The organism is Kitasatospora sp. NPDC056184 (genome assembly GCF_042268405.1).
In the GTDB taxonomy this organism is placed as follows: Bacteria; Actinomycetota; Actinomycetes; order Streptomycetales; family Streptomycetaceae; genus Kitasatospora.
The window spans coordinates 50,945-70,210 of sequence record NZ_JBHJUI010000021.1 but is presented as its reverse complement, the minus strand read 5'-3'; the positions used below and the strand labels follow the sequence as shown (position 1 = coordinate 70,210).

16 protein-coding genes and 1 tRNA gene are annotated in these 19,266 nt (G+C 74.6%); 11 read left to right on the top strand and 6 right to left on the bottom strand.

All coding sequences use genetic code 11. The features are described 5' to 3' along the window. The first annotated feature begins 271 nt into the window (after positions 1–271). The 4 genes from ACFC0B_RS31405 to mscL all read left to right on the top strand — a co-directional run bounded on the left by ACFC0B_RS31405 (position 272) and on the right by mscL (position 3,068). Positions 272–1,645 carry an MFS transporter gene (locus ACFC0B_RS31405; RefSeq protein ID WP_376093466.1) on the top strand — a complete coding sequence of 458 codons (1,374 nt, stop codon included), beginning with the start codon at positions 272–274 and terminating at the stop codon, positions 1,643–1,645. A gap of 128 nt (positions 1,646–1,773) precedes the next feature. Next, the gene (locus ACFC0B_RS31400) at positions 1,774–2,088 is read left to right on the top strand and encodes an FmdB family zinc ribbon protein (RefSeq protein ID WP_376093463.1); all 315 of its coding nucleotides are present in this window, start codon (positions 1,774–1,776) and stop codon (positions 2,086–2,088) included. Positions 2,089–2,319: 231 nt separating this feature from the next. Further along, on the top strand, positions 2,320–2,619 hold the full coding sequence (locus ACFC0B_RS31395) for a hypothetical protein (RefSeq protein WP_376093460.1): 300 nt from the start codon (positions 2,320–2,322) through the stop codon (positions 2,617–2,619). A 29-nt stretch (positions 2,620–2,648) separates the two neighbouring features. Continuing rightward, on the top strand, positions 2,649–3,068 hold the full coding sequence (gene mscL / locus ACFC0B_RS31390) for a large conductance mechanosensitive channel protein MscL (RefSeq protein WP_376093457.1): 420 nt from the start codon (positions 2,649–2,651) through the stop codon (positions 3,066–3,068). A gap of 21 nt (positions 3,069–3,089) precedes the next feature. On the opposite strand, the gene ACFC0B_RS31385 is transcribed toward mscL, so the two are convergent. Continuing rightward, positions 3,090–3,323, bottom strand: coding sequence for a hypothetical protein (locus ACFC0B_RS31385; RefSeq protein ID WP_376093454.1), 234 nt, complete (start codon positions 3,321–3,323; stop codon positions 3,090–3,092). Positions 3,324–3,465: 142 nt separating this feature from the next. Beyond that, on the bottom strand, positions 3,466–4,437 hold the full coding sequence (locus ACFC0B_RS31380; RefSeq protein ID WP_376093451.1) for a sigma-70 family RNA polymerase sigma factor: 972 nt from the start codon (positions 4,435–4,437) through the stop codon (positions 3,466–3,468). A 396-nt stretch (positions 4,438–4,833) separates the two neighbouring features. Here ACFC0B_RS31380 and ACFC0B_RS31375 point away from each other — a divergent pair, with 396 nt between their 5' ends. Beyond that, entirely contained in the window at positions 4,834–5,664 is an 831-nt protein-coding gene (locus ACFC0B_RS31375; RefSeq protein ID WP_376093448.1) for a phosphatase PAP2 family protein, read from the top strand. Between the two features lie 86 nt (positions 5,665–5,750). On the opposite strand, the gene ACFC0B_RS31370 is transcribed toward ACFC0B_RS31375, so the two are convergent. Further along, a tRNA-Arg gene (locus tag ACFC0B_RS31370) sits at positions 5,751–5,823 on the bottom strand. Positions 5,824–6,023: 200 nt separating this feature from the next. On the opposite strand from ACFC0B_RS31370, the gene ACFC0B_RS31365 reads away from it, so the two are divergent. Both ACFC0B_RS31365 and ACFC0B_RS31360 read left to right on the top strand, forming a co-directional pair. Next, positions 6,024–7,589: a glycosyltransferase family 39 protein gene (locus tag ACFC0B_RS31365; RefSeq protein WP_376093445.1), complete on the top strand. Its 1,566-nt coding sequence runs from the start codon at positions 6,024–6,026 to the stop codon at positions 7,587–7,589. A gap of 78 nt (positions 7,590–7,667) precedes the next feature. Continuing rightward, positions 7,668–8,636: a YhjD/YihY/BrkB family envelope integrity protein gene (locus tag ACFC0B_RS31360; RefSeq protein ID WP_376093442.1), complete on the top strand. Its 969-nt coding sequence runs from the start codon at positions 7,668–7,670 to the stop codon at positions 8,634–8,636. 35 nt (positions 8,637–8,671) lie between these two features. Here ACFC0B_RS31360 and ACFC0B_RS31355 read toward each other — a convergent pair whose 3' ends face one another. Beyond that, positions 8,672–10,942: a D-alanyl-D-alanine carboxypeptidase gene (locus ACFC0B_RS31355; RefSeq protein ID WP_376093439.1), complete on the bottom strand. Its 2,271-nt coding sequence runs from the start codon at positions 10,940–10,942 to the stop codon at positions 8,672–8,674. A 300-nt stretch (positions 10,943–11,242) separates the two neighbouring features. On the opposite strand from ACFC0B_RS31355, the gene ACFC0B_RS31350 reads away from it, so the two are divergent. The 3 genes from ACFC0B_RS31350 to ACFC0B_RS31340 all read left to right on the top strand — a co-directional run bounded on the left by ACFC0B_RS31350 (position 11,243) and on the right by ACFC0B_RS31340 (position 13,640). Further along, on the top strand, positions 11,243–11,995 hold the full coding sequence (locus ACFC0B_RS31350; RefSeq protein WP_376093436.1) for a GPP34 family phosphoprotein: 753 nt from the start codon (positions 11,243–11,245) through the stop codon (positions 11,993–11,995). A gap of 575 nt (positions 11,996–12,570) precedes the next feature. Beyond that, complete coding sequence (locus tag ACFC0B_RS31345; RefSeq protein ID WP_376093433.1) at positions 12,571–13,434, top strand: helix-turn-helix domain-containing protein; 864 nt, start codon at positions 12,571–12,573, stop codon at positions 13,432–13,434. Then, the gene (locus ACFC0B_RS31340; protein WP_376093430.1) at positions 13,431–13,640 is read left to right on the top strand and encodes a DUF397 domain-containing protein; all 210 of its coding nucleotides are present in this window, start codon (positions 13,431–13,433) and stop codon (positions 13,638–13,640) included. The genes ACFC0B_RS31345 and ACFC0B_RS31340 overlap by 4 nt, the downstream gene beginning before the upstream one ends. Positions 13,641–13,785: 145 nt before the next feature. On the opposite strand, the gene ACFC0B_RS31335 is transcribed toward ACFC0B_RS31340, so the two are convergent. Then, a complete protein-coding gene (locus ACFC0B_RS31335) occupies positions 13,786–14,901 on the bottom strand; it encodes an ADP-ribosylglycohydrolase family protein (protein WP_376093427.1) in 1,116 nt (371 codons plus the stop codon). Between the two features lie 141 nt (positions 14,902–15,042). Next, positions 15,043–17,631: a bifunctional FO biosynthesis protein CofGH gene (locus tag ACFC0B_RS31330; RefSeq protein ID WP_376093424.1), complete on the bottom strand. Its 2,589-nt coding sequence runs from the start codon at positions 17,629–17,631 to the stop codon at positions 15,043–15,045. A 188-nt stretch (positions 17,632–17,819) separates the two neighbouring features. Between ACFC0B_RS31330 and ACFC0B_RS31325 the strand changes: the two genes are divergently transcribed. Next, positions 17,820–19,109 carry an outer membrane lipoprotein carrier protein LolA gene (locus tag ACFC0B_RS31325; RefSeq protein ID WP_376093421.1) on the top strand — a complete coding sequence of 430 codons (1,290 nt, stop codon included), beginning with the start codon at positions 17,820–17,822 and terminating at the stop codon, positions 19,107–19,109. Positions 19,110–19,266: the final 157 nt, after the last annotated feature.

The window sequence follows — 19,266 nt, the reverse complement described above, 5'->3', positions numbered from 1 at the left end:
CCCCGACGTCACGGGACAAGTTTGGATCCGTCCGGTAAGGTCGGGGTGAGCGCGCATCTACGCGCGTAAATTTCGCTTCGGTCGATACACCGAACCCCCAGCATCTGCCTGAAGCAGAGTTGGCGCGACCGCTCGGCGGCCGCGGCCCGGCCCGGCCCACCGCCGGACCGGCCCGGTATCTACCCCGGTCGACGCGCGAGAGGACGACTCTCGGCGCCGTCGGGGCCGTCCCATGCCCTGCCGCGCTACCAGGCAGCAGGAAGGACCGACCGTGACGGCCCGCCGAACGGTCGAGAGCGTCCAGGACGCCCGCAGCACCCGGACCGCCGCCCCCGCGGAGACCACCGCGAGCGCCGCCGCGCCCGCCCGCGTCGGCTACGGGGCGCTGCTGCGCACGCCCGGCGCCTGGACCTTCCTGGCACCCGCGTTCGTCGCGCGGCTGCCCTACGCGATGCTCGGCATGGGCATCCTGCTGCTCGTCAAGGACACCCACGGCTCGTACGGCACCGCCAGCACCGTCGCGGCGGTGGCCGCCGTCGCCCAGGCGCTGATCGGCCCGCAGACCGGACGGCTCGCCGACCGGTACGGCCAGGCCCCGGTGCTCGTCCCGGCCGTCGTGGTGCACGCGGTCTCGGTCGGCGCGCTGATCGCGCTCGCGCTGGGGCACGCGCCGGCCTGGAGCCTGTTCCTCGCCGCCGCCCCCGCCGGGGCGAGCGTGCCGCAGATCGGCGCGATGGTCCGGGCCCGCTGGATCGCCACCTTCTCGGCCGAGGGCGCGTCCCCGGCCTCCGCCGCCAAGCTGAGCACCGCCTTCGCCTTCGAGTCGGTGACGGACGAGTTCACCTTCGTGATCGGCCCGATCCTGGCCGCCGCCGTCGCCACCTCGGTCAGCCCCTCGGCCGCGCTCGTCGCCGAGGCCGCGCTGACCCTGGCCGGCGGTCTGGCCTTCGCCGCCCGGCGGCGCAGCGCGCCCGCCCGGGTGGTGCGCGAGCCCGGCGTCCGGCAGGCCTCCGCGCTGGCCTCGCCCGGCGTCCGGCTGCTGGCCGGCGCCTTTCTCGGGGTGGGCGCCGTCTTCGGCGGCATGCAGGTCTCGGTCAACGCCTTCGCCGACTCGGTCGGGCAGCACGGCGCCGCCGGCACCGTGTACGGCGTCTTCGCCGGCGGCTCGATGGTGGCCGGCGTGCTGTACGGCGTGATCGCCTGGCGGCGCTCCGTCCAGCAGCGGATGGTCATCAGCTACGGCCTGCTGGTGCTGGGCTGCTCGACCCTGTGGGCGATGCCCGACCTGGTCTCGCTCTCGATCGCCGGCCTGGTCTGCGGCCTGGCCATCGCGCCCACCCTGATCAGCGGCTACACCCTGGTCGAGACGCTGGTCGAGGACGGCGCCAAGACCGAGGCCTTCACCTGGCTGACCGGCGCCATCGGCCTGGGTCTGGCGACCGGCGCGACGGCGGCCGGGCGGCTGATCGACGCGCACGGGCCGTCGGTCGGCTTCCTGGTGCCGGTGACCGGGGCCGGGCTGGGCCTGATCGCGCTGGTGACGCTGCGGGGGCTGCTGGTTCCGCGCGGCGCGCGCGGCACGGTGGACGCCGGCTCCGCGGAGCGCGGCGCTCCGGCCCGGCTGGTGGGCGCGGCCGAGCACTGAGCGCGCCGGCCGGATCGGAACCGGGGCCCGACTCATCTCACATTCGAGTCGCTGGACTGATCCACCGGAATGCCGCATCATTGACCATCGTTAGCACTCATCAGGCGAGAGTGCCAGGAGGAAGACAAGTGCCCACGTACCAGTACCAGTGCACCGAGTGCGGCAACGGCCTGGAGGCGGTGCAGAAGTTCACCGACGAGCCGCTGACCACCTGCCCCGACTGCCAGGGACGGCTCCGCAAGATCTTCTCCGCGGTGGGCGTGGTCTTCAAGGGCTCCGGCTTCTACCGGACCGACAGCCGCTCCTCCTCCAGCAGCTCGGTGGGCGGGGGCTCGTCCTCGTCCTCCTCGTCGACCTCGGGCTCGTCGACCTCGGGCTCGTCGGGCTCGTCCTCGTCGAGCACGTCGACCCCCGCCGCGAGCCCCGCTCCGGCGGCCGGCTGACCTCCGGCCGGGCACCGGCACCAGGTTTCCGGAAGGCCCGTCGCTCCCGCTTCCCTGCGGGAACGACGGGCCTTCCGTCATCTCCGGGGGCGTTCGCTCACTCCTCGGGGTGAAGGTTTCCGTCCACAGCCCCGGGTTTTCCACAGGCTGGGGATCACCGTTTCCGGCCGGGGCGCGGACGGCCCAGAGTGGCGGTCACCGGAACCCCGAAAGCCGACCCTGGAGGTGCCCGTGCGCACCGGCTCGTCCGTCCTCCCCGCCCGTCCGCTGCCGATCCCGCCGCTGCCCGCGTCCAGCGTGCCGCCCCGGCAGCCGGTACCGCCGTTCGCGCCGATCGGCGGCCGGGCGGGCCCCCGCTACCGGCTCCGGCGGGCGCTGCGCCGCCACGCCCCGGTCCCCGCCGTGCTGCTGTTCGCGGCGGCGGCCGCGCTCACCCTCGGCCCGGCCTGGGCGGGCCCGCCCGCGCCCGGGGCGCCGCCGCCGGTGGGCCGAACGGGTTGCCCGTCGGAGGGGGGAGAAAATCACCCGTGACCGGTGGAGGACTTCGTCGTTCACGCGGCATGAAAGGCTTCAAGGAATTCCTGCTGCGCGGAAACGTCGTCGAGCTGGCCGTCGCCGTGGTCATCGGCGCGGCCTTCACCAACATCGTCAACGCCTTCGTCAAGGGCGTGATCAACCCGATCGTCGGCGCCTTCGGAGCCAAGGACCTCGCGTCCTACAGCTCCTGCCTCAAGGGCCCCTGCGAGGTGTCCGACACCGGCGAGGTCACGGCCGGCATCCTCATCCTCTGGGGCAACGTGCTGAGCGCGGCCCTCCAGTTCGTGATCACCGCGGCCGTCGTCTACTTCTGCCTGATCCTGCCGATGACCCGCTACACCGCCCGGCGCAAGACACTGGCCGAGGTCCAGGCGGAGGCCGAGGCCAAGGAGGTGCTGCTGCTCACCGAGATCCGCGACGCCCTGGTCACCCGGGCCGGCTGAGGCCGGGCCGGGAGCGGCCGGTCAGTCCCCGTGGTGCGGCGGGCGCTGGCTCAGGTACCAGTCGAGCCCCCGTCCAGCGCTCTCCCCCGCCCCGGGGCGGTCGCCCCAGCCGGTGTCGGTGTCGTCCCGGGACTGCCGCTCCAGCGGGTCGCCGAAGACCAGCCGGGCCTTCGCCGCCTTCCGCGACCTGTCCGCCGGCTGCTCCGTCGTCGCCCGCTCGGCGCCCTTCTCCTCGGCCGCCTTCTCTTCCGACACCTTCGCCTCCACCGCTCTCGACCTTCCCCCGCCGCCGTTCCCGCCCACTGTCACCAGCCTAGAAGGCCCCGGCACGACGGCGGGCCCGGCACGGACCGCTCCGCACCGGGCCCGCCGGCCACCGACACTCCCCCGATCCGCGTCACGCGGCCTCGAAGCCCGCGTGGTCGGCGATCTTCTTCAGCTCGGCCAGCGCGTGCTTCTCGATCTGGCGGATCCGCTCACGGGTCAGCCCGTGCTGCTTGCCCACCTCGGTCAGGGTGCGCTCGCGGCCGTCCTCCATGCCGTAGCGGGACCGGATGATCGAGGCCGTCCGGTCGTCCAGCCGCCCGATCAGGCCGTCCAGCTCCTCCCGGCGGAGCATCACCATCACGGCGTCCTCCGGGGAGGTCGCGCCGGTGTCCTCGACCAGGTCGCCGAACTGGGTCTCGCCCTCGTCGTCGACCGACATGTTCAGGCTGACCGGGTCCCGCGCCCAGTCCAGCACGTCCTTGATCCGGGCCTCGGTGGTGTCCAGCTCGGCCGCGATCTCGGCGGGCTCGGCCTCCCGCCCCAGCTCCTTCGACTTCTCCCGCTGCACCCGGCGGATCCGCCCGAGCTCCTCCACCAGGTGGACGGGCAGCCGGATAGTGCGCGACTGGTCGGCGATCGACCGGGTGATCGCCTGGCGGATCCACCACGTCGCGTAGGTGGAGAACTTGAAGCCCTTGGCGTAGTCGAACTTCTCCACCGCGCGCACCAGGCCCGCGTTGCCCTCCTGGATGAGGTCGAGCAGGGGCAGGCCGCTGCGCGGGTAGCGCCGGGCGACGGCGACCACGAGGCGCAGGTTCGAGCGGATGAAGACGTCCTTGGCGCGCTCGGCGTCCTCGGCTATCGCCTCCAGCTCCTCGCGCCGCACGCCCTCGGGAAGCCCGCCCTCGTCCAGCAGGTGCCGGGCGTACACGCCGGCCTCGATCCGCAGCGAGAGCTCGACCTCCTCGGCGGCATCGAGCAGGGGCGTCCTGGCGATCTCGTCGAGGTACATGCCGACCAGGTCGCGGTCGGCCTCAAGGTTGGTCGGGCGGGCCGCGCGAGTCCGGTCGGCCCTGTCGCGAACGACGGCACGGGTGGCCATGCTTGCTCCCTTTGCTGGTGTTGCCGCGGTCTGGCTGCCTGCCCGGAGAAGGGCAAGAAGTGCGGGCCCCGCGGGGCTCACACGTAACGATCCAACGAACAGAATCCGGACAACATTCCCAAGTCGCTCAGATTCTTCCGGCGATGCAGTATCCTGCCCGATCCCGCCCGCGATTCGGACGCAGGGTGACCGGCCGGACACCCGCCGCAACCCCTCCGGGGTCACTCGGCGCACCCCCGCGCACGCCCTCCCCCCTCCACAACCCCGCGGATCCCGGGCGCGTTCCCGCGCGGGGCGCGCCCACACCCCGGCGCACGCAGGTCCTCCGCACAAAAGATGCCAAATCGCTATCACCGCAGCGCACGATCGGCACGGGCGGCTGGGAAGGTGACAGCCATGCACCTGACCAACAGCTCGCCCTCCATCACCCCGCGTGACCGCCACCTGCTCCGGCACGCGGCGCTCGCGGTCTGCTGCGCCGTGCTGTTCGCCGTCCTGGCGGCCCTGGTGCAGACCGGTTGGAGCCCGCTCTCCCGACTCGACCACAAGCTGATCGACAACCTGCACCGCTTCGCGGTCGATCACACCGTGTGGACCGCCTCGGTGCAGATGTTCTCCGACACCGGCGGAACGATCACCATGCGCTGCGTGCTCGGCGCAGCCGCCCTCTGGCTCTGGCTGATCGGCGCCCGGACGCTGGGCGGCTGGGTCGCGGCCCAGACCCTGGTCGGCTGGGGCGGCCAGTGGGTGCTGAAGCTCTCCCTAGGCCGCCAGCGCCCGGCCTTCTCCGACCCCGTCTCGCACGCCGGCGGCCCGGCCCTCCCCTCCGGCCACGCGATGGCCTCCGCGATCACCTGCGCCGTCGTGGTCGGCCTGCTCTGGCCCCTGGCCGGACGGGCCGGCCGGATCGCCGCCTGCGCGATCGCCGTGCCGACCGTGCTGGGGATCGGCGCCTCCCGGGTCTTCCTGGGCGTCCACTGGCCCAGCGACGTCGTGGGCGGCTGGCTCGCCGCCGGCATCGTCCTCGGCAGCGTCACCGTCCTCGTCGAACTCGCCCGCCCGGGCGCGCTGGCCCGCGACTTCCGCCGGGTGAACTGGCGCACCCGCCCCCGGGTGCAACGCGTCCTGGCCTCCCCCGCCCGCCCGCCCCGCGAGCCCGCTCCCGACCCGGCTCCGGAGCCCGTCCCGGACCCCGCCGCCGACCACCCCGACGGCCTCCTGCGCTGACGCCCCCTCACCCGGAGAACGCCGCGGGCCCCCTCGGTCGCAACCGAGGGGGCCCGCGTTCACGTCATCCGCCGTGACCGGCGCTGTGCCCCAGGCAGGATTCGAACCTGCGACACCGGCTTTAGGAGAGCCGTGCTCTATCCCCTGAGCTACTGAGGCGGGGACGACCGCAGACAGCCTAGCGGATCGGGCGCGCACGGGTGGGCGGGACGGGTCCGGCGGACGGGCCGGCCGACGGTGGGTCAGATGGGACGGGGGCGACCGGACCGACCGGAAGCGGCGCCGATAGCCTGGGAGGACGGACCCTCGGACGGACGGGCCGGGGACCCTCCGGCGGGGGGAGAGAACGGGGGCGGCAGATGGCGTCGGGTGACCGGTGGGACCGGGGCCCCGTCCGCCTCGTGCGGAAGGCGGCCGGACCGGCGGTGTGGCTCGCGCCCGCGCTGGTCATGCTGACGATCGGCGCGTACCGGCTGACCTCGCCCGCGCTGTGGCGGGACGAGGTGGCGAGCTGGACCTCGGCCACCCGGCCGCTCGGTGACCTGCTGCGGATGCTGCAGCACGTCGACGCCAGCAACGGCGCCTACTACGTCCTGCTGCACGCCTGGACGGCCCTGTTCGGCGACTCGGAGATCGCGCTGCGGCTGCCCTCCGTCCTGGCGATGGCGGGCGCGGCCGCCTTCACCGCGCTGACCGCCCGGCGGCTGTACGGCGGCCGGGTCGCGGGCGTCTGCGCGGGACTGCTGTTCGCGATGGTGCCGCTGGTCTCCCGGTACGCCCAGGAGGCCCGCTCGTACGCGCTGGTGACCTGCGCCGTCGCCGCCGCGACCTGGTTCCTGCTGCGCGCGCTGGAGCGGCCGGTGCTGCGCTGGTGGGCGCCGTACGGTCTGGCGATGGCGGTGGCGGGCGCGGCGCACCTGGTCTCGCTGAGCGCCCTGGCCGGCCAGGCGGCGCTGGTCGCGCCGTACCTGTGGCGCACCACCGGCCCGGCCCGGCGGCGGCTGCTCGGCCGGCTCGCGCTGACGCTCGCCGCCGTGGTGGTGCTGGTGCTGCCGGTGGCGCTGCTGGGCCGGCAGCAGTCCGGGCGGCAACTGGGCTGGCTCGCCCGGCCGACCGTGCACCAGCTCGTGCACTTCGGCGAGCCGCTGTTCGGCTCGGCCCGGGTGTTCCACGTCTTCCTGGTGCTGGCGCTGCTGGCCCTGCTGCTGCCCGGGCGGCGCGGTCCGGCGCTGCGGCTGCTGGCGCTCGCGGTGCTGCCGGTGCTGGCGGTCTGGGCCGCCTCGTTCGGCCCGACCTCGTACTTCCTCGACCGGTACCTGCTCTTCACCCTGCCCGCCTGGGCCGCGCTGGCCGGCTGCGGGATCGGGGCGGGCTACGCCGCGGTGACCACCGTGGCCCGGCGCGGCCGGACCTCGCCGCGGGTGCGGGCCGTGGGCCTGCTGCTCGCGGCCGGCATGGTGGCGGTGACCGGGGCGGCGGCCATGCCGAAGCAGTCCGTGGTCCGCTACGCGAACGCGCACGCGCAGTCCAAGGAGCCGTACCGGGACGTCGCCCGGCTGATCGCGGCCGGATACCGCCCGGGGGACGGTCTGGCCGTGCCGCTCGGCGACCAGGCCTGGTCGATGGTCGGCCCGGGTGTCTCCTACTACCTGCCGGACGACGTCCGGCCGTACCCGCTGTTCGAGGCGACCGGGGCGGTCCAGGCCGAGGACCTCTTCCCGGTGCCCTGCCCGCAGCCCGCCGAGTGCACCGGCCGGGGGAACCGGGTCTGGCTGGTCGTGCTGGGCAACACCCCCGACCCGCTGGCCGCGCTGCCCGCCGACCAGGCGGCCGTGCTGCAGGCCCGGTTCGGGGTGCCGCAGCAGGTGACGCCGCTGGGCGGGATGACGCTCTCGCTGCTGGACGGGACCCGCGCCGGGCGCTGAGCGCCGACCGGCCCGGGTGCGCCGGGACCGGGGCCGGGCGACCATGGAGCACGGCGACCATGGTCGGGAGGACGGCGGGTGAGCGAGCAGCCGAACGGGCAGCCGGCCGACCGGGACGGCCAGGAGGACACGGACGACACGGACGGCGCGGACGGCCGGGGTGACCGGGGCGACCGGCGGACCGCGCGGTGGCGGCACCGGTCGGCGGCCCTGGCCGGGTCCGCCCGCGGACTGCCCGAACAGGTCCCGCTGGTCGGCCGGGCGCTGCGCCAGCTGTTCCGGGTCAACCTGCTGGACTCGGCGACCCGGCTGGCCGCGCAGGCGTTCCTGAGCGCGCTGCCCGCGCTGTTCGTGGTGGCGGTCTTCACCCCCGCGGCGATCCGCGAGGGCGTGACGCACTCGCTCCGCAAGGAGCTGGGCCTGGAGGGCCAGGCCTCGCAGTCGGTGCAGCAGATGCTCGGGACCGGGCACGAGCAGGAGACCGGGTTCGGCGTGATCGGCGCCGTGGTGACCCTGCTGTCGGCGACGGCGCTGAGCCGGGCGATGCAGCGGGTCTGCGAGCGCTGCTGGGAGCTGCCCAAGGCGGGGACCAGGGTGGCGGCCTGGCGGTGGCTGGTCTGGCTGGCGGTCTGGCTGCTCGTCCTGGCGTTCCAGACCCCGGTCAAGGACGGTTTCGGCCTGGGCGCCTGGCTGGGCCTGCCACTGACCTTCCTGCTCGGAACGGCGATGTGGTGGTGGACCCAGCACCTGCTGCTGGGCGCCCGGGTGCGCTGGCTGCCCCTCCTGCCCGGCGCGCTGCTCTGCGGCGTGGCGGTGGCGGGGATCGGGGTGGCCTCGCGGGTCTACCTGCCCAGCGCGATGAGCCGCAGCATCGGCCAGTTCGGCCCCTTCGGCGTGGTGTTCACCGGGCTGTCCTGGCTGATCGTGGTGTTCACCGGGCTGACCCTGGCGATCGCGCTGGGCCGGGTGGTGTCCGAGGAGCAGGCGGTCGCCCGGCTGCTGGGCTCGCCCACCGCGCCGGGGCAGTGGGGCGGCCCGCGGTTCTGACCGCGGGCCGCCCGGAGCGCTTCAGCCGGCGCGCCTCACAGGGCGCGGGTCAGCCGGGAGACGATGGACGGCGGGGCCAGCTCGGAGCCGAGCACCACCGGCACCTCCACCCGGTTGTCGCCCTCGCCCGCGCGCAGCACGCCGACCTTGGTGCCGGCCGCCACCTGGTGGCCGACCTTCAGCGGGTCCATCACCAGGGTGCCGGTGACGCCGGGGAAGCCGGCCACCGTGAGGTCCTGGGCGGCGACCACCGGGACGGAGCCGCCGAGGCCGTCCTCGACCCGGCCGACCACGTCGCCCTGCTTGGCGAGGGTCTGCCCGGTGAGCCCGTTCTGCGCGGCCAGGATCTGCTTGGCGCTGACGTTCTGCACCACCTTGAGGATGCTCGGCTCCGCGGTGGTCGCCGGCTGGCCCAGGGTGACACCGAGGATCAGCCGCCGCGCACCGGCGACCTCCTTGTAGGCGGCCCACATCAGGCAGCCGCCGGCCGGGGTGCTGGAGCCGGTCTTGACGCCGATGATGCCGTTCTTCGGGGAGATCAGGGTGTTGGTGTTGGCGATCTTCTGGTTGTTGAAGGTGGTGTCCGGGGTGGACACGATCTGCCGGAAGATCTCGTCCTGCATCGCCTGGCCGGCCAGCTTCAGCTGGTCCTTGGCGGTGCTCTTGGTCTCCGGGTTGAAGCCCGCCGGGTCGGTGTAGGTGGTGTTGGCCATGCCGAGCTTGGCGGCGGTGTCGTTCATCTTCTTGACGAACGCCTCCTCCGAGCCGGAGTCCCAGCGGGCCAGCAGCCGGGCGACGTTGTTGGCGGAGGGCAGCATCAGCAGCTCCAGCGCCTGGTACTGGCTGAGCTGCTGGCCCTCGGTCAGGGTGACCCGGGACTCGTCGACGTTGCCGGACTCCTGGGCGGCCTGCTTGTCGACGGTGATCTTCGGACCGGCCTCGCCCTTCTTCAGCGGGTGCGCCTGCAGGACGAGGTAGGCGTTCATGACCTTGGTGACGCTGGCGATCGAGGCCGGCGTCTCCGGGCCGGAGCTGCCCAGGCTGCCGATGCCGACCACCTCGGCGGCCGACTGCCCCTTGGCCGGCCAGGCCAGGTCGAGCTGGTCGCCGGGGAAGGTGAAGCCGCCGGCGGCGGTCATCGCCACCTTGGTGTCCGGCAGCGGGCGCAGCAGCTGGGCGGTGACCGCGGCGCCGAGCACGACGGCGAGGAAGAGCGTCCAGACGGTGATCCGCTTGAGCGCGCGGCGCAGCGGCGAGACCGGCCGGCCGTTGAGCGCGGCCAGCACCTCCATCGCCTCGGAGGTGGATTCCGGGAGCGGCTCGGGCGCGGGCACCGGCGCCGGGTCGGGAACGGGCAGCGGCCGCGGCGCCGGGGCGGGCCCGGGCTTCGGGGCCGGCACCGGCGCGGGCAGCGGCTCCGGGCCGGGGACCGGCTCCGGTTCGGGCAGCGGCCGCGGCTCCGGGTGCGGCTCGGGGGTCGGCTCCGGGACGGGGGCCGGTTCGGGCAGCGGGTGCGGGGCGGGCGGCTCCGGGACGGTGTCCGCGTCGGGAACGGCCGCGGTGGCCCCGGCGGCGGTGGCCCCGGCGGCGGCGGGGACGCGCAGGACGCGGGTCCGTTCGGCCTCCTCCCGCTTCTCGAACTTCTCGGCCCGCGCCGGTGGTTCGGCCGCCTCGTCGGGGGCTTCGGCGTCGGCCGGGCCGTCCTTCCGATCGGCCGCCGGGCCGGCCGGCGGGTCCGTCCGCATGGCGAGACGGGGGTCGATGCGGTCCGGCTCGCCCGGCGCGGCCGCGTCCTCCGCCCCGGCGGTGCCGGCCGCCGCGGCGTCGGCGGGATCGCGCAGCTCTTCGGGCAGGCGCAGGGCGGTCGTCGCGTCGTCGGCGGGCAGGCGCAGGGCGGTGGTCGCCTGATCGGTCGGCAGCCGCAGCGCGGTCGTCCGGTTGTCCGCATCCCGGACCCGCAGCTGCACGGTGGACCCGGGCCGGGCCGCCCCCGCCGCCTCAGCGGCACCGGCACCGGCATCGGCATCGGCAGAGGCGTCGGGTTCGGGTTCGGGCTCGACGTCCGGGGCCGGGACCGCGTCGGCGGAGGGTCCCTCGGCGGAAGCGTCGACGGGGTCGGCAGGGTCCTCGGGGTCTGCGTCACCGGGCACCCGGGACTGCCCGGACGTCCCCGCCGCCGGGTCCGCCACCGGGTCCGCCACCGGCGCCGCCGCCTCCTCGGCCGCCGCGTCGGTACCGGCCCGTTCGCCGTCCCGCTCCCGCGCCCGCTCGCCGTCCCGCAGCACCCTGTCGGGGGACTCGCCCACGTAACCCAGCCTCCTCAACGCCCGGCGGGGCGCCGGCAAGCCCGTATTTCGGGAAGCCGGCACCCCGCCCCGTGTACCTGTACAGTCTCCGCCACCGGCGACCGAATCGGGCCGCCCACACCCCGCCCGACCGGCGGTTATTGCCGTGGCGCGGTCGCACCGCGACCTGTTCAACGGTCAGACGCCGGGCCCGCCACGGCCGGTTCCCCGGCCCGCTCGCAAGGTCACGATTCGGAGGCGTACTCGACAAGCCCGTGTGAGAGGCGTCACGCTGTTTCCCATCCACGCGGGGAGGCTTGGATGGGCAAGAGCCGCAGAACTGTTCCCGAGGAACTCTTGCTGCTCGCTTTGGACCCGGCCACGGGCACCACGGCGCAGCCGCAGACCCTCGACCTCGGACTCGCCGGGGCGCAGCTCGTCGAGCTGTCCCTGGCCGGACGGATCGTTCCGGAGGGCGACCGGATCGCCGTGGTGCTGCCACGGCCGACCGGCGACCCGACGCTCGACCACGCGCTGGAGCTGTTGCGCCGACGGGGCAGCCCGGTCCGCGCGGCGCACTGGATCGGCGGGCCCCGGCTGGGGCTGCGGCAGACCTACCTGGCGCACCTGGAGCGGTGCGGCATGGTCACCGCCGTGCCCGGCCAGGTGTGCGGGGTGCTGCCGACGATCCGCTACCAGGCGTCGGACGACTGCACCAACGCCGCGATCAAGCAGCGGCTGGACACCGCGATCCGCACCGGCGTGCCGCCGGACCCGCGGACGGCGGCGCTCGCCGCGCTGGCGCACTCGGTCGGGCTGGGCAAGCACCTCTACCCGGGCAACGAGGGCCGTTCCTCGCGCTCCCGGCTGCGCGATCTGATCCGGTACGACCCACTGGGCGGGATGGTCGCGCACGCCGTGATGGACGTGCAGAACGGTCTTCCGGGCCAGCAGAACCGTTCCGCCCAGGCCGGAGCGGCCCCGGCGGGCTCGGGCGGCCGGGCCGGCCAGCGCACGGCGGCCGGACGCGGCAGCGGCGGACGGGTCGCGGCGTCCCGCGTCGGAGTCCGCTGACGCCTCCGCGTCCGCAGGGCCGACCGGGCCACGCGGCCGACCGGACCGCGGGACGGACCGGCCCCGCGCCGAGACCGGCGCCGGACCACCCCGCACGCCGGGCGCGTACCGGCGCGCACAGCAGCGCGCACCACACCGCTCGCGCCCTACGGTGGCGACGAGCAACCGGCACCACCCGGCAGTGAGCAGGGGCGGTCGCCCGCGACGGATGTCGCCGGGCGACCGCCCCTCCGCCGTCCCCCCCGACCGGTCCGGCCCCGCCCGGACCCCCGGCCGCACACCGCCCCCGCACGTGCCACCAGCACCTGCGCGGCCCCGGGGCCGCACCCGCACCACATCCGTCACGCCGCCGCACCACCACCGGACCGGAGCCCGGCGCCTCTACCACTCGGGGGTGCCCGCTGTCTCGCCGAAGCGCTTTTCCGATGATCTGTTCTACTGCGCTCCGGTCATTTCCCGGCGCCGACCTGATCCGGGGTGACATGCTGCTCACCATCAGGGGGTTGATCCAGATTTCCACCGTGTTCCGAGGACTTCCGTTCCAACGATCACCAGAGGTCCGACCGGAGGCCGACGTGTCCGCGAACATCAATCCCACGGTGCGCCGCCGGCGCCTCGGCGCGGAACTGCGCAAGCTCCGGGACCAGGCCGGGATGACCGCCGAGGAGGTGGCCGGCCGGCTGATGGTCTCCCAGTCGAAGATCAGCCGGCTGGAGAACGGCCGCCGCAGCATCAGCCAGCGGGACGTCCGCGACCTCTGCGACGTCTACGAGGTCGCCGACGAGGCGATGCGCGCCAGCCTGATGGAGATGGCCCGGGAGTCCCGGCAGCGCGGCTGGTGGCACGACTTCAACGACATGCCCACGCCCTACAGCGTGTACATCGGCCTGGAGGCCGAGGCCTCCTCGATCCGCGCGTACGAGTCCTCCTTCGTGCCCGGCCTGCTGCAGACCGAGCAGTACGCGCAGGCCGTGGTCGAGGGCACCCAGCCGGACACCGACGCGCTCTCCGTCCAGCGCCGCGTCCAGGTCCGGATGAAGCGCCAGGACCGGGTCAACGGCGAGAACCAGCTGGGCAGCCTGTGGACGGTGATAGACGAGGCGGTGCTCCGCCGGGAGGTCGGCAGCAAGGAGGTGATGGCCCACCAGCTGAAGCACATGCTGGAGCTGAGCCAGCGCCCCAACATCACCATCCAGGTCATCCCGTTCTCGCACGGCGCCCACCCCGGTATGACCGGGACATTCTCCCTGCTGGAGTTCCCCGAGTCAGCCGATTCCACAGTTGTCTACTTCGAAGGGGTGACGAGCGATCTCTACCTCGAGAAGGAGGCCGACGTGCGCCGCTATACCAGTCTCTACGACCACCTGCGGGCGGCCGCGCTCGGGGTGGCCGAGACCCGGACACTGATAGCCGACATTGAAGAGGGATACCACCGATGAGCACCACCTTCGAGAACCGGACGAGCTGGCGCAAGAGCAGTCACAGCGGCGGCAACGGCGCCTGTGTGGAGATCCGCGTACCGGCCGCCGACCTGGTGGCGGTCCGCGACTCCAAGGACCCGCAGGGTCCGCAACTGCGCTTCTCCGCCGAGGCCTGGAACACGTTCGCCGCCGACGCGGGCGCGGGGGTGTTCGGCGGGTTCTGATCCGCCTCGTACCGCTTCTCGGCCAGGTGCCCGTAGCGGTGTCCACCGCCCTCCCGGGGCGGCGGACACCGCTACGGGCATCTTCGCGTCCAGCGTCATGACCTCGTCAAAAATGCTTCGCCCACGGGGCTCGGCGGGCGGCGCCTCAGCCGAGCACCGGGTAGCGGGCCGCCCAGGCCGCGCCCTCCGGGGTGTCGGCGCTGTGCAGCTCGGGCCCGTGCATCAGCTCCAGGACGAAGTCGTCCGCCAGCTCCAGCAGCGCCCCGCGCCCCTCCAGACCCGCCACCAGCCCGGGCGGCAGCGCGGTGTCACCGTGCAGCACCCCGAGCAGGTTGCCGCAGATCGCGCCGGTGGAGTCGCTGTCCCCGGAGTGGTTCACCGCCAGCAGCAGCCCGGACCTGATGTCGTGCGCCACCAGCGCGCAGTACACCCCGATCGCCAGCGCCTCCTCGGCGACCCAGCCCTCCCCCAGCGCCTCGACCCGCTCGGCCGACGGCTCGCCCGCCCGCACCGCGTCCAGCGCCGCCCGCAGCGCCGCCGTGGTCTCCTCGTGCGCCGGCCGCTCCGAGAGCAGCGCCAGCGCCAGGTGCACGCCCTCCTCCAGGGTGCCGCCGCGGGCCGCGGTCTGGACGATCACCGCCAGCGCGCCGGCCGAGAGGTAGCCGGTGGGGTGGCCGTGGGTCAGTACCGAGCACTCCACCGCGAGCTGGAACACCAGGCCCGGCTCCCAGGTGGTCAGCAGCCCGAACGGCGCCGCCCGCATCACCGTGCCGCAGCCCTTCGAGTGCGGGTTCTTCGGCACCTCCAGGGTGCCCAGCCGCTCGGCGTCCGGGCCGGAGAGCCCGGAGAGGCAGGCCTGGCCCGGCGCGCGCTGCGCGTAGAGCCACTCCTCGCGGCCCAGCCAGCCGAGGTCGGCCCGCCGCTCGTCCGGGCCCCAGTCCCGCTGGGTGGCGGCCCAGCGCAGATAGGCGCGGTGGACGTCGGTGGGCGGGTGCCAGCTGCCGGTGTCCCGGCGGATGTGCGCCCGGATCAGCCCGTCGAGGGTGAACAGCACCATCTGGGTGTCGTCGGTGACGGCACCCAGCCGTCCGTACGCCGGGACGTACCCGGTGACGCCGAGCGGGCCGTGCGCGGCGCGGATCTTCTCCAGCGACTCGAACTCGATGCCCGCGCCGAGGGCGTCCCCGACCGCCCCGCCCAGCAGGCACCCCCGCACCCGGCTGCGGAAGTCCTGCTGCTGGGCGCGTGACCACAGTGGCATCACGACGGGCGCCTTTCGTCCGGGTTCGGGCGGGGTCGCGCGACGCACGGCGGGTCGCGCGCCCTCGCACTGTATTCGAATGCCCGAACGGGACGGCAGGGTTCCCGCTCCACCGGATCCGCCCCGGCGCGCGGCGACGGTTCAGTCGACGATCGGCAGCAGCTCCGGAAGGTGGCCGTCCGAGGCCAGCGCGGCGGCCAGCCGCTCGGCCGGCACCTCGCCGTAGGTGGTGGTGCGCTGCCGGTGCGGACGCCCGGCCGCCTCGGCGATCGCCCGCAGGTCCCGGACCGACTTGTAGCTCCCGTACGCCGACCCGGCCATCCGGGAGATGGTCTCCTCCATCAGCGTGCCGCCCAGGTCGTTGGCGCCCGAGCGGAGCATCTCGGCGGCGCCCTCGGCGCCCAGCTTCACCCAGCTGGTCTGGATGTTGCGGATGTGCGGGTGGAGCAGCAGCCGGGCCATCGCGACCACCGCCCGGTTGTCCCGCGCGGTCGGGCCGGGCCGAGCGATCCCGGCCAGGTAGACCGGGGCGTTGGTGTGGATGAACGGCAGCGTCACGAACTCGGTGAAGCCGCCGGTGCGCTGCTGGATCTCCGCGAGCAGCCGCAGGTGGCCCACCCAGTGCTTCGGGGTGTCCACGTGCCCGTACATCATCGTGGACGAGGAGCGGATGCCCAGCTCGTGCGCGGTGGTGACGACCTCCACCCAGGTCGCGGCCGGCAGCTTGCCCTTGGTGAGCACCCAGCGGACCTCGTCGTCGAGGATCTCGGCGGCGGTGCCCGGGATGCTGTCCAGGCCGGACTCCCGGGCGCGCTGCAGCCAGTCCCGGATCGACAGCCCGGTCCGGGTGGCGCCGTTGACCACCTCCATCGGCGAGAAGGCGTGCACGTGGATGCCGGGCACCCGCTCCTTCACCGCGCGCGCGATGTCGAAGTAGGCGGTGCCGGGCAGGTCCGGGTGGATGCCGCCCTGCATGCAGACCTCGGTGGCGCCGACCTCCCAGGCCTGCGCGGCCCGGTCGGCGACCTGCTCCAGCGAGAGGCTGTAGGCGTCCGCGTCGGTGCGGCGCTGGGCGAAGGCGCAGAAGCGGCAGCCGGTGTAGCAGACGTTGGTGAAGTTGATGTTCCGGGTGACGCAGTAGGTGACCTCGTCGCCGACCGCGTCCCGGCGCACCGCGTCGGCGATCCCGCAGAGCGCGTCCAGCGCCGGGCCGTCCGCCTGGAACAGCGCCAGCGCCTGCGCGTCGGTCAGCCGGACCGGGTCGTCGGCGGCCACCGCGAGCGCGGCCCGGACCTCGGCGTCCAGCCGCTCCGGCGAGCCGGCCGGGCCGGGGACGGCCGAGGCCGCCTGCTCGCGCAGCACCTCCCAGTCGCCGTAGACGTCCTCGAAGTCGGCCCGCCGGTCGCCGGTCCGGCCCTCGGTGTCGATGGTGCTGTGCAGGTCGGTGCGGCCGTACGAGTCCGGCAGGTCCTCCGGCTCCTGCCAGGGGTGCCCGGTGACCACCGCGTCGGGCCGGGCCAGACCGGTCTGCGGGTCGGCCAGCGCCCGGACGTGCGGCAGCACCCGCGGGTCCAGCCAGGGCTCGCCGTGGCGGACGTACTCGGGGTAGACGGCGAGCCGCTCGCGCAGCTCGAAGCCGGCCGCGGCCGAGTGCTCGGCCAGCTTCTCGATCTGCGGCCAGGGGCGCTCGGGGTTGACGTGGTCGGGGGTCAGCGGGGACACGCCGCCCCAGTCGTCGATGCCGGCCGCGATCAGCCGCTCGTACTCGCCGTCCACCAGGTTCGGCGGCGCCTGGAGGCAGGCGGACGGGCCCATGATGTGCCGGGCCACCGCGACGGTGGCGACCAGCTCGTCCAGCTCCGCGTCCGGCATGCCGCGCATCGCGGTGTCCGGCTTGGCGCGGAAGTTCTGCAGGATCAGCTCCTGGACGCCGTGGTAGGCCCGGGAGACCCGGCGCAGCGCGAAGAGCGACTCGGCGCGCTCCTCGCAGGTCTCGCCGATGCCGATCAGCAGGCCGCTGGTGAACGGCACCGAGCTGCGGCCGGCGTCCTCCAGCACCCGCAGCCGGACGGCCGGCTCCTTGTCGGGCGAGCCGTGGTGCGGGCCGCCGGGCTCGCTCCACAGCCGGGTGGCGGTGGTCTCCAGCATCATGCCCATCGAGGCGGAGACCGGCTTGAGCCGCTGGAAGTCCGTCCAGCTCAGCACCCCGGGGTTGAGGTGCGGGAGCAGCCCGGTCTCCTCCAGGATCCGGATCGACATGGCGCGGACGTACGCGATCGTGTCGTCGTAGCCGTGCGCGTCCAGCCACTCGCGGGCCTCCGGCCAGCGGTCCTCGGGCTTGTCCCCGAGCGTGATGAGCGCTTCCTTGCAGCCGAGCTCCGCGCCCCGGCGGGCGACCTCCAGCACCTCGTCCGGGGACATGAACATCCCCCGGCCCTCGCGGCGCAGCTTGCCGGGGACGGTCACGAAGGTGCAGTAGTGGCACTTGTCCCGGCAGAGCCGGGTGAGCGGGATGAACACGCTCTTGGAGTAGGTGATGACGCCGGGCCGGCCGGCCGCTTCGAGACCGGCGTCACGGACCCGGGCGGCGCTCGCGCAGAGGTCGCGCAGGTCCTCGCCTCTGGCCCGCAGCAGTACCGCCGCCTCGGTCGCGTCCAGCGCGACACCGTCCCGGGCCCGGCGCAGGGCACGCCGCATCGCGTTGGCGGTCGGGGAGTTGGTTGCGTCCATGCCGCGACCCTACGCCAGTTCACGTACGTTCCTCGTGCGTTCGGAGGAGCCGACCCTGAGGAGGCATCAGGGTCGGCTGCGACGCGAGGTCGACCCGGATCCCACCCTGCAGGGCGATGACGGGGGCGCCCCGGGACCGTCTAATGGATACCCAGGGACAGTCGTTGACCGACGGAGGGGTTGGACTGATGACGGACGACAGGGCGACCGGGGGCGGCGGCCCGGCGGACGATTTCCAGGACGGCGGGGCCCCCTACCGGTCGCGCCGGCGCACCCTGGTGCGGGTGGCCGTGCCGCTGGCGATCACGGCCGCGATCGCCGCCGGGGTGGGGCTGGTGCCGGCGCTGGCGGACTCCTCGCCGCCGGAGCTGCCCGCGCTGACGGCGGAGCAGGTGGTGGCGAAGGTGCTCGGTTCGGAGGCGCAGACGCTCTCCGGGACGGTGTCGGTCTCGACCGACCTCGGTGTGCCGAGCCAGCTGCTGGGCGCCGCGGCCGGCGGGTTCGCGGGCGGCGGCGCGGGGCGCGGCGGGGACGGGCCCTCGGGCGCCGCGCCCACCGCGAAGCTCACCGGCCTGCTCGGCGGCGAGCACACCCTGCGGGTCGCGGTGGACGGGCCGGACCGGCAGCGGATCGGCCTGCTGGAGCAGCTGTCCGGGTACGAGCTGATCCGCAACGGCGACCAGGCCTGGGCCTGGGACAGCAGCACCAACGAGGCCGTGCACCTGACCGGGGCCCGGCCGGACGCGGCGGCCGACGGCCACCCGGGCAAGGCACCGCTGACCGGTGTGCCGAGCACCCCGCAGGAGGCGGCCCGGCAGTTCCTGGCGGCGGGCGCGGGCACCACCGCCGTCACCGTGGACGGCACCGCGACGGTGGCCGGGCAGAAGGCCTACCGGCTGAGCGTGAAGCCCACCCAGCCCGGCTCGACGATCGGCGAGGTGCGGATCGCGGTGGCCGCCGACAACGGCGTGCCGCTGTCGGTCGTGGTCAGGGGCACGGACGGCGGCACGGTGCTGGACGTCCACTTCACCCAGGTCTCGTTCGCCCGGCCGGACGCGAAGACCTTCGAGTTCACCCTGCCCAAGGGCGCCAAGGTGACGGAGCAGAAGGCCTCCGGGACGCCGCGCGGCGAGGTGGCGCCGGAGGAGGCGAAGGCGGCCGCCGACGGCCTGAACGTGATCGGCGAGGGCTGGACGGCCGTGCTCTCCGCCGAGCTGCCGTCCGGCGACGTGTTCGTCCCGGCCGAGGGCAAGGGTCCGCGCGGCAAGGGCGGGCACGGTCCGGGCGGGCGCGGCCCGGGTGCCGGCGAGGGCACGGCGCAGAACCCGCTGGCGCTGGCCAAGGCGCTGGGCAAGCCGGTCGCCGGCGGTTCCCTGATCAGCACCAAGGTGCTGAACGTGCTGGTCACCGATGACGGCCGGATCTTCGCGGGCGCGGTCACCCCGTCGGTGCTGCAGAGTGCGGCCGGGGTGAAGTAGTGGCTCAGGCTCCCGTAACGGGGGACGTTACGGAGCCGGCCGGGGGGGCGGGGGCGGGGGGGGGCCCGGCCCCCCGGGGGGGGGGGGCCGCCCCCCCCCGGCCCCCCGCGGGGGGGGCCCCGGGGGGGTACAAGCGGGGGAGCGGGGGCCAGGGCGG